The sequence below is a fragment of the Pseudomonas sp. PS01303 genome (genome assembly GCF_029959385.1).
Lineage (GTDB): Bacteria > Pseudomonadota > Gammaproteobacteria > Pseudomonadales > Pseudomonadaceae > Aquipseudomonas > Aquipseudomonas rustica.
In genome coordinates this window covers 22,428-32,080 of sequence record NZ_JASCPK010000062.1, presented here as the reverse complement: position 1 = coordinate 32,080, position 9,653 = coordinate 22,428, and the positions used below count along the sequence as shown (strand labels likewise).

7 protein-coding genes are annotated in these 9,653 nt (G+C 58.2%); 5 read left to right on the top strand and 2 right to left on the bottom strand.

Annotated elements, in window-relative coordinates; translation table 11 throughout:
- The first annotated feature begins 201 nt into the window (after positions 1-201).
- Positions 202-1,536: a phosphate ABC transporter substrate-binding/OmpA family protein gene (locus QMX93_RS17425; protein WP_282357341.1), complete on the top strand. Its 1,335-nt coding sequence runs from the start codon at positions 202-204 to the stop codon at positions 1,534-1,536.
- Between the two features lie 222 nt (positions 1,537-1,758).
- Here the strand turns inward: QMX93_RS17425 and QMX93_RS17420 are convergent, their stop codons facing one another.
- Positions 1,759-2,988 carry an acyl-CoA dehydrogenase gene (locus tag QMX93_RS17420; protein ID WP_122590342.1) on the bottom strand — a complete coding sequence of 410 codons (1,230 nt, stop codon included), beginning with the start codon at positions 2,986-2,988 and terminating at the stop codon, positions 1,759-1,761.
- Positions 2,989-3,173: 185 nt separating this feature from the next.
- Here QMX93_RS17420 and QMX93_RS17415 point away from each other — a divergent pair, with 185 nt between their 5' ends.
- The 3 genes from QMX93_RS17415 (at position 3,174) to QMX93_RS17405 (ending at position 5,728) form a co-directional block, all read left to right on the top strand.
- Entirely contained in the window at positions 3,174-4,103 is a 930-nt protein-coding gene (locus QMX93_RS17415) for a LysR family transcriptional regulator (protein ID WP_016986544.1), read from the top strand.
- Between the two features lie 187 nt (positions 4,104-4,290).
- Positions 4,291-4,686: a MerR family DNA-binding transcriptional regulator gene (locus QMX93_RS17410; RefSeq protein WP_282357337.1), complete on the top strand. Its 396-nt coding sequence runs from the start codon at positions 4,291-4,293 to the stop codon at positions 4,684-4,686.
- A 142-nt stretch (positions 4,687-4,828) separates the two neighbouring features.
- Entirely contained in the window at positions 4,829-5,728 is a 900-nt protein-coding gene (locus tag QMX93_RS17405) for a hydroxymethylglutaryl-CoA lyase (protein ID WP_282357336.1), read from the top strand.
- A 696-nt stretch (positions 5,729-6,424) separates the two neighbouring features.
- Here the strand turns inward: QMX93_RS17405 and QMX93_RS17400 are convergent.
- Complete coding sequence (locus tag QMX93_RS17400) at positions 6,425-8,113, bottom strand: AMP-binding protein (protein ID WP_282357335.1); 1,689 nt, start codon at positions 8,111-8,113, stop codon at positions 6,425-6,427.
- A 371-nt stretch (positions 8,114-8,484) separates the two neighbouring features.
- Between QMX93_RS17400 and QMX93_RS17395 the strand changes: the two genes are divergently transcribed.
- Positions 8,485-9,648 (top strand): isovaleryl-CoA dehydrogenase, encoded by a 1,164-nt coding sequence (locus QMX93_RS17395; protein ID WP_008082097.1) that lies wholly within the window; start codon positions 8,485-8,487, stop codon positions 9,646-9,648.
- Positions 9,649-9,653 lie beyond the last annotated feature (5 nt).

The window sequence follows — 9,653 nt, the reverse complement described above, 5'->3', positions numbered from 1 at the left end:
GATTTATCCCCGATGGGGTGCGAAGCGCCCCCATATTCTTCCTGTTAAACCGCATTCAAAGGTTTTGGGTCGGCTTCGCCAACCATCGGGGATAAATCCCCTCGCCACAAAAGCCTTTTCACATTTAGATCGCTGTCATCTTCAAGTAACTTTTCTGACTTAATCTCCCCGGCAATCCCCTTGGCTTGATTCGGTGCCGGCATGACCCTGCGTGTTCTGTGCGTCTTTCTCTTGAGTGCGTGGCTGACGGTGTCGGCCGCCGGTTTGCCGGTGCCCGACGACGGCCCGGCGTTGCGCATTCAGGGCTCCAACACCATCGGCGCCGAACTCGGCCCGGCATTGGTCGAAGGTCTGCTGCAACAGCAAGGGCTGCTGAACATCCACCGCGAAACCCAGGGCACCGCCAACGAATTGCGCATTGTTGGCCAGACGGCTGAAGGCAAACGCGTGCTCATCGACGTCGCCGCTCACGGCTCCAGCACCGGTTTCACCGCACTGAAAAACGCCAGCGCCGACCTCGCCGCCTCCTCCCGCGAGATCAAGGACAGCGAGCTGCTCAGTCTGCAATCCCTCGGCGATCTGAAAAGCGCCGCCGCCGAACAAGTAATCGCCATCGATGGCTTGGCGATCATCCTTCATCCCGAAAACCCGTTGCAGCAACTCGACACCGAGCAACTGGCGCGGATCTTCGCCGGCGAAGTGAAAAGCTGGGAAGACCTCGGTGGTCGCGGCGGTGCGATTCATTTATATGCACGGGATGATCAGTCCGGCACCTACGACACGTTCAAGGAATTGGTGCTCAGTCGTCGTGGGAAAATGCTGAGCAGCGCGGCGAAACGTTTCGAATCCAGCGAGGAATTATCCGACGCGGTGAGTAGTGATCCGCAGGGCATCGGTTTCATTGGGTTGCCTTACGTGCGTCAGGCCAAAGCCGTGGCGATTGCCGATGGCGCGTCGCAATCGATGCTGCCGCTCAATAGTCTGATCGCCACCGAGGACTATCCGCTGTCTAGGCGACTGTTCTTTTATCTGCCGCCGGATAGCAGCAATCCATGGGCAAAAGCGCTGGTGGCGTTTGCGCAAAGTCGTCAGGGTCAGGAGATTGTTGCGCGCAACGGTTTTATCAGTCAGACCGTGCACGCCATGACGGTCGCGCCGAATGCGCTGATGCCCGAGGGTTATCAATCCCTCAGCCGTCACGCCCAACGTCTGACGGTGAACTTCCGTTTTGAAGAAGGCAGCGCGAGTCTGGACAACAAGGCGCGTCAGGATCTGGCGCGGGTGTTCGACTATATAAAGCGCCATGACAAGACCGATCGTGCGGTGACGCTGGTGGGCTTTGGTGATGTAAAGGACGACCCGGCGCGTGCGGATCTGTTGTCGAAGTTGCGGGCGATGGCGGTGCGACGGGAGTTGGTGAAGAGCGGCGTGGTGTTGCGCGAGGTGCGCGGGTTTGGCGCGCAGATGCCGGTGGCGACCAACAGTGCGGATGAGGGAAGGATCAAGAATCGGCGGGTTGAGGTTTGGGTGTATTGATATCCGCCAAATCGTTCCCACGCTCCGCGTGGTAATTCCGCCATGGACGCTCAGCGTCCACTGTGACGCGGAGCGTCACGGGATGCATTCCCACGCAGAGCGTGGGAACGATCAAATGTTCAGGCCCCTTCGCGAGCAGGCTCGCTCCCACATTGGATTTGTGAACGCCACAGATCCTGTGGGAGCGAGCCTGCTCGCGAAGAACGATAACGCAGTGCTGGATCAGCGCTCGCTACGCAGCATTTCCTTCGGCACGTATTTGCCGATCTCAAACTTGCCAATCGCCGCACGGTGCACTTCGTCCGGGCCATCGGCCAGACGCAATGTCCGTTGCATCGCATACATATAAGCCAGCGGAAAGTCGTTCGACACCCCGGCCCCGCCATGCATCTGGATCGCCCGGTCGATCACGCGCAGTGCGACGTTCGGCGCAACAACCTTGATCTGCGCGATCTCGCTTTTCGCGATTTTGTTACCCACGGTGTCCATCATGTATGCCGCTTTCAGCGTCAGCAGGCGCGCCATGTCGATCTCCATGCGCGAGTCGGCAATCTTGTCGACGTTACCGCCCAGACGCGCCAGCGGTTTGCCGAAAGCAGTACGGCTTACCGAACGTTTGCACATCAATTCCAGTGCACGCTCAGCCATGCCGACCGAACGCATGCAGTGGTGAATCCGGCCTGGGCCAAGACGACCTTGGGCAATTTCAAAGCCGCGCCCTTCACCCAACAGTACGTTTTCGTACGGCACACGTACGTTGTCGAACAGCACTTCGGCGTGACCGTGCGGCGCATCGTCGTAGCCGAACACTGGCAACGGACGAACGATTTTTACGCCCGGCGTATCGACCGGCACGAGAATCATCGAATGCTGCGCATGGCGCGGTGCATCGGGATTGCTCAGGCCCATGAAGATCAGAATCTTGCAGCGCGGATCGCAAGCGCCAGACGTCCACCATTTTTTGCCGTTGATCACCCACTCGTCGCCATCACGCACGGCGCGGGCGGCCATGTTGGTGGCGTCAGAGGAGGCAACATCGGGTTCGGTCATGGCGAACGCCGAGCGGATTTCGCCGCGCAGCAACGGTTCCAGCCAGCGTTGTTTTTGCTCTTCGTTGGCGTAACGCACTAGCACTTCCATGTTGCCGGTGTCCGGTGCCGAGCAGTTGAACGGCTCCGGGCCGAGCAGCGAGCGGCCCATGATTTCCGCCAGTGGCGCGTATTCGAGGTTGGTCAGGCCGGCACCCAGTTCCGACTCAGGCAGAAACAGATTCCACAGGCCTTCGGCTTTGGCCTTGGCTTTGAGTTCTTCCATGATCGCGGTCGGCTGCCAGCGATCGCCTTCGGCAACCTGGCGCTCGAACACGGCTTCGGCCGGGTAAACGTAAGTGTCCATGAACGCGGTTACGCGCTCACGCAGTTCTTGCACCTTGGGCGAATAAGCGAAATCCATGAGCAGCTCCCGATGGTTAAGGCAGTTCTTCAGCAGAGGTTGTTTAGGTCATGAAATCGATGCTAGAACAGCGTTGATAATTTACCTAGCCTATTCTCGGCGTGTATAAACATTCATCACCGATATATGATCGGCTGATTGCCAGCCCCCCAAACACCGCACTAAATAACAAGAGAAGCCGCGTTATGAATCTGAGCAAGGTCGACCTCAACCTTTTCATCGTCTTCGACGCGATCTACACCGAAGCCAACCTGACCCGCGCCGGGCAGATTGTCGGCATCACCCAGCCGGCGGTGTCCAACGCGCTGGCGCGGTTGCGCGAAACCTTCAACGACCCGCTCTTCGTGCGCACCGCCCAAGGCATGGTGCCGACGCCGATGGCGCAGAACATCATCGGCCCGGTGCGTAACGCGCTGTCGCTGCTGCGCGTGTCAGTGCAGGAAAGTCGTATTTTCAACCCGGCGCAAGCGGTCAAGACCTACCGCATCAGCATGACTGACCTCACCGAGGCAGTGATTTTGCCGCCGCTGTTCCAGCGCCTGCGCCGTCTGGCGCCGACCGTGATTATCGAAAGTTTTCTATCCAAGCGCCGTGAGACCACCAAGGAACTGGCGGCCGGGCGTCTGGATTTCGCTGTGGACGCGCCGCTCAACACCGACCCACAAGTGCGCCACGTCAAGCTGATGGAAGACCGTTATGTGTGTGCGATGCGCAAGGGGCATCCGATGGCGGGCAAGGAAAAGCTGTCGCTGGATGATTATTTGTCGCTGACCCATATCCATATTTCCAGCCGCCGTAGCGGTCTGGGCTATGTCGATCTGGCACTGGGCAAAATGGGCATTCAGCGCAAGATCGCCCTGCGCTCGCAGCATTATTTGATGGCGTCGCAGGTGATGCAGCAGACGGATATGGTCATGACCGTGCCGGAACGCTTTGCCCGTCGGCATGAACTGCAGGCGTTTAATCTGCCGGTGAATGATGTGCCGCCAGTGGAGACGCATCTGTATTGGCATGAAAGCACTGACCAGGATCCGGCGAATCGCTGGATGCGCGAGCAGATGATTGAGTTGTGCCAGCAGGTGACAGCGCAGGAGAAGAAGCTGGATAAGGTGTAGGGCTTTTTACCGCGTCATCGTTCTTCGCGAGCAGGCTCGCTCCCACAGTGAATTTGTGAACGCCACGGATCCTGTGGGAGCGAGCCTGCTCGCGAAGGGGCCATCAAATACAACACAAATCATCCCGCTTGACGTAAACGTCAACCTGCCATTAGCTTAGCGCCAAGACCTTTTTCCGAGCGCTTCCATGAGCAGCCAGACCTACAGCATTTCCGACCTCGCCCGCGAGCTGGACATCACCACCCGGGCGATCCGCTTTTATGAAGAGCAAGGCCTGCTCAGCCCTGAGCGCCGTGGCCAGGAACGCGTCTATTCGCCGCGTGACAAGGTCAGCCTGAAGCTGATCCTGCGTGGCAAGCGCATCGGCTTCTCCTTGGCCGAATGCCGCGAACTGATCGAACTCTACGACCCGTCCAGCGGTAACACCAAACAGCTCAACAGCATGCTGGCGAAAATCACCGAGCGCCGTGAGCAACTGGAGCAGCAGTTGCTGGATATCGAACAGATGAAACTGGAGCTTGATACCGCTGAAGAGCGCTGCGTGCAGGCGCTTGAACAAACCCTCAAGAGCCAGCAGGCCTAAACGTGCCTTTTGTAGGAGCAAAGCTTGCTCGCGAAAGCACCCGTTCATTCACATTGATGTCGACTGACCTGACGCTTTCGCGAGCAAGCTCTGCTCCTACAAGGACTTTGACATTTCAGATAATGACAACAGGTCAACCGCCATGTCCCTCCCCTCCCAAGTACGCCTGATCGAAGTCGGCCCGCGCGATGGCCTGCAGAACGAAGCCCAACCCATCAGTGTCGCCGACAAGGTACAACTGGTCGACGCGCTCAGCGCCGCCGGCCTTGGCTATATAGAAGTCGGCAGTTTCGTTTCGCCCAAGTGGGTGCCGCAGATGGCCGGTTCCGCCGACGTGTTCGCGCAGATCCAGCGCAAACCCGGCGTGACTTATGGCGCACTGGCGCCGAACCTGCGCGGTTTTGAGGATGCGATCGCTGCCGGGGTCAAGGAAGTCGCGGTGTTCGCCGCCGCGTCCGAAGCCTTCTCGCAGCGCAACATCAACTGCTCGATCAGCGAAAGCCTGGCGCGCTTCGCCCCGATCATGGAAGCGGCGAAGCAACACGGCGTAACCGTGCGCGGTTACGTGTCCTGTGTGCTCGGCTGCCCGTACGAAGGCACGGTCGCGCCGGAGCAAGTGGCGATGGTCGCCCGCGAGCTGTACGCGATGGGCTGCTACGAAGTTTCGCTGGGCGACACCATCGGCACCGGCACGGCTGGCGCGACTCGCCGTTTGTTTGAAGTGGTTTCGGCGCAGGTGCCACGGGACAAACTCGCCGGACATTTCCACGACACCTACGGTCAGGCGATGGCCAACATCTACGCCAGTCTGCTCGAAGGCATTTCCGTATTCGACAGCTCTATCGCGGGCCTCGGCGGCTGTCCGTACGCCAAAGGTGCGAGCGGTAACGTTGCTACCGAAGACGTGGTGTACCTGCTCAACGGCCTCGGCATCGAGAGCGGAATCGACCTGGACGCCTTGATTGCCGCGGGTCAGCAGATCAGCGCGGTGCTCGGTCGCCCGAGCGGTTCGCGCGTGGCGAAGGCGCGCAGCGCACAGTGAGGGGAGATGGTGTTACCGCTGTGTCCGGAATGTGGGCTTAAGCGAGTAACACGGAAACAAATTGTCTGGATTGGCCTGATCGAAAAATCCTACAAAATCACAAGCCATTGATTTACAAGGCTTTTTAAAAGTTGGCACGCGTAATGCTATCTCTATGGCATAACAAGAATAAAAAGCAGCAAACCAATAAAAATAAGACGTACCGACTCTGACATAACAAAAACAACACGGCAGAGACGCAGCTAACAGATTTTTTTGGAGAAGGTGTGCTTTTCAGGGTGCTCTCAGGAGTGACCCGCAACCGGGCAGAGAACAATAAAACTACCTTCAGGTAGCTCCCGAATCGGTTGGATCGTTTAACGAGAAAGCAGATCAGCGCTCAAAAAAATACGTTTGCTCTTGACCCCGGATGGGGGTCACCAAAAACAGCGGTAAAGGGCCACGGTTGCCAAAAACAACAACAGACCGACCCTCAATAATAAAAAAGAGCACGCGACGACAAAATTAAAGGGGAGCCTCGGCTCCCCTTTGTGCTTTCTGTGATTCCTCTTTCCAACACCGCTTATCCCCTGTGGGAGCGAGCCTGCTCGCGAAAGCGGTGTATCAGACACATTTGCGCTGAATGACACACTGCATTCGCGAGCAGGCTCGCTCCCACATTAGATTGTAATCACATTTACTTTTGTGTCAGGCGTGCTATTCGCGAAGCTCTTCGATGCTTATTTCGCGCATCCTGAATTTCTGGATCTTGCCCGTCACCGTCATCGGAAACTCCTCGACGAACTTGAAGTGCCGTGGCGTCTTGAAGTGCGCGATGCGTTCCTTACACCAGGTTTGCAACTCCAGCTCGGAGGCGTTGTGGCCGGGGTGAAATTTGATCCAGGCGACAATCTCCTCGCCGTAACGCGAGCACGGAATGCCGATCACCTGCACGTCCGCCACCGCCGGATGGGTGAAGAAAAACTCTTCCAGCTCACGCGGATAAACGTTCTCGCCGCCGCGAATGATCATGTCCTTGTTACGCCCGGCGATGTTGACGTAACCCTCCTCGTTCATGCTCGCCAGGTCGCCGGTGTGCATCCAGCCAGCCTCATCGATGGCTTCAGCGGTGGCTTGCGGGTTTTGCCAATAGCCGAGCATCACGCTGTAACCACGGGTGCACAGTTCGCCGATGGTGCCGCGTGGTACGAGGTTGCCGGCCTCGTCGATGATCTTGCTTTCCAGTTGCGGCTGGGTGCGGCCGACCGTGGTCACGCGCAGTTCCAGCTCATCGTTGGGGCCGGTTTGCAGCGACACCGGGCTGGTTTCGGTCATGCCGTAGGCGATCTGCACTTCGCTCATGTGCATCTCGCTGATGACCCGACGCATCACTTCGATCGGGCAGGTGGCGCCGGCCATGATTCCGGTGCGCAGGCTCGACAGATCGAATTCGGCGCGCTGCGGCTGGTCGAGCATGGCGATAAACATGGTCGGCACGCCGTAGAGGCCGGTGGCTTTTTCTTCGGCGACGGTCTGCAGGGTCAGCAACGGATCGAAGGCGTCGTTGGGGTAAATCATCGTGCTGCCGTGGGTGACGCAGCCGAGGTTGCCCATGACCATGCCGAAGCAGTGATACAGCGGCACCGGGATCACCAGGCGATCGTGCGGGGTCAGGCCGATGCTTTCGCCAACCATGTAACCGTTGTTGAGGATGTTGTAGTGGCTGAGGGTCGCGCCTTTGGGGAAACCGGTGGTGCCGGAGGTGTATTGAATGTTTACCGGTTGATCGAAGTGCAGGCTGTTGCTGCGCTCACTGAGTTGTTGCGGGGTGACGCTGGCCGCCATATCAGTCAGTTGCGACCACGGCAGGAAACCTGATGGCGGTTTCGCGTCGAGGCTGATCACGCCGCGCAATTCTGGCAGGCGCTCGCTGCGCAGTTGGCCAATGGATTGTTCGGCCAGTTCTGGCACCAATCCTTGCAACATGCCGTGGTAGTTCGAGGATTTGAACGCCCCGGCGCAGACCAGCCATTGGCAGCCGGATTGTTTGAGCACGTATTCGAGTTCGGAACTGCGGTAGGCCGGGTTGACGTTGACCAGAATCACGCCGATTTTCGCCGTGGCGAACTGGGTGATGCACCACTCAGCGCAGTTCGGTGCCCAGATGCCGAGGCGATCGCCGGCCTGTAAACCCAAGGCGAGCAGCGCTCTGGCGTGCACGTCGACGGCATCGGCCAATTGCCGCCATGAGTAGCGCAACTGCTGATGGTGCACGACGAGCGCTTCACCGTCGGGATATTGCGCGACGGTGTGATCGAACTTCTGCCCGATGGTCATCGCCATCAAGGCTTTGTCCTGTGAGCCACGGGTGTAGCTGCGCTGCGGGTTTGCACTGGGTTGATCCATGACGACCCCTATTGTCTTTATTAGTGGGTTTACCGGATTGCACTTTTTGTGGAGAGCTTTGTGGTTAGCCGTTGTGGCGAGGGGATTTATCCCCGATGGGTGGCGAAGCCGCCCCTGCATATCTCCTGACAAATCAGATTTACAGATTTCACGACTGCTTCGCAGCCGAACGGGGATAAATCCCCTCACCACAAAAGCCCGCTCCCACAAAAAAGCGATCCGTTTTCAATCTTGAACTGCCCCTACTCTCGCTCAAGTTGACGTTAACGTAAAGGGTGATTGACAGCCATTCGTCACAGGCTTACGTTAACGTAAAGGTGAGAGCCGAGTGACCGCCCTCCCCACCCTACAAAAAAGCCAAAAGGTGACCCATGAGCTATCCATCCCTGAATTTTGCCCTCGGTGAAACCATCGACATGCTGCGCGATCAGGTTCAGTCCTTTGTCGCCAAGGAGATCGCTCCGCGTGCGGCGCAGATCGACAGCGACAACCTGTTCCCCGCCGACATGTGGCGCAAATTCGGTGACATGGGCCTGCTCGGCATTACCGTGCCGGAAGAGTACGGCGGTGCTGGCCTCGGTTACCTGGCACACGTCGTGGCGATGGAAGAAATCAGCCGTGGCTCGGCTTCGGTGGCGCTGTCCTACGGCGCGCATTCGAACCTCTGCGTCAACCAGATCAATCGCAACGGTAACCACGAACAGAAAACCAAATACCTGCCGAAACTGATCAGCGGCGAGCATGTCGGCGCATTGGCGATGAGCGAACCGAATGCCGGTTCCGACGTGGTCTCGATGAAATTGCGCGCCGACAAACGCGGCGACCGTTACGTCCTCAACGGCAGCAAAACCTGGATCACCAACGGCCCCGACGCCAACACTTACGTGATCTACGCCAAAACCGATCTGGAAAAAGGCCCGCACGGCATTACTGCCTTTATCGTTGAACGTGACTGGAAAGGCTTCAGCCGCAGCAACAAGTTCGACAAGCTCGGCATGCGCGGCTCCAACACTTGCGAGCTGTTCTTCGATGACGTCGAAGTGCCGGAAGAAAACATCCTCGGCGTGCTCAACGGTGGTGTGAAAGTGTTGATGAGCGGCCTCGATTACGAGCGCGTCGTGCTCTCCGGCGGCCCGACCGGGATCATGCAGTCGTGCATGGATCTGATCGTGCCGTACATCCATGACCGTAAACAGTTCGGTCAAAGCATCGGCGAGTTCCAGCTGATCCAGGGCAAAGTCGCCGACATGTACACCCAACTCAACGCCAGCCGAGCTTATCTGTATGCCGTTGCCCAAGCCTGCGAGCGTGGCGAAACCACGCGTAAAGACGCCGCCGGCGTAATCCTTTATACCGCTGAGCGCGCTACACAAATGGCCCTCGACGCGATCCAGATTCTCGGTGGTAACGGTTACATCAACGAATTCCCGGCGGGCCGCCTGCTGCGCGACGCCAAGCTGTACGAAATCGGCGCTGGCACCAGTGAGATCCGTCGCATGCTGATCGGTCGTGAACTGTTCAACGAAACCCGCTAAACGGA

Coding starts and splice junctions, on each gene's coding strand:
- QMX93_RS17425 (WP_282357341.1), top strand. CDS start 202: ATGACCCTGCGTGTTCTGTGCGTCTTTCTCTTGAGTGCGTGGCTGACG.
- QMX93_RS17420 (WP_122590342.1), bottom strand. CDS start 2,988: ATGGATTTCGCTTATTCGCCCAAGGTGCAAGAACTGCGTGAGCGCGTA.
- QMX93_RS17415 (WP_016986544.1), top strand. CDS start 3,174: ATGAATCTGAGCAAGGTCGACCTCAACCTTTTCATCGTCTTCGACGCG.
- QMX93_RS17410 (WP_282357337.1), top strand. CDS start 4,291: ATGAGCAGCCAGACCTACAGCATTTCCGACCTCGCCCGCGAGCTGGAC.
- QMX93_RS17405 (WP_282357336.1), top strand. CDS start 4,829: ATGTCCCTCCCCTCCCAAGTACGCCTGATCGAAGTCGGCCCGCGCGAT.
- QMX93_RS17400 (WP_282357335.1), bottom strand. CDS start 8,113: ATGGATCAACCCAGTGCAAACCCGCAGCGCAGCTACACCCGTGGCTCA.
- QMX93_RS17395 (WP_008082097.1), top strand. CDS start 8,485: ATGAGCTATCCATCCCTGAATTTTGCCCTCGGTGAAACCATCGACATG.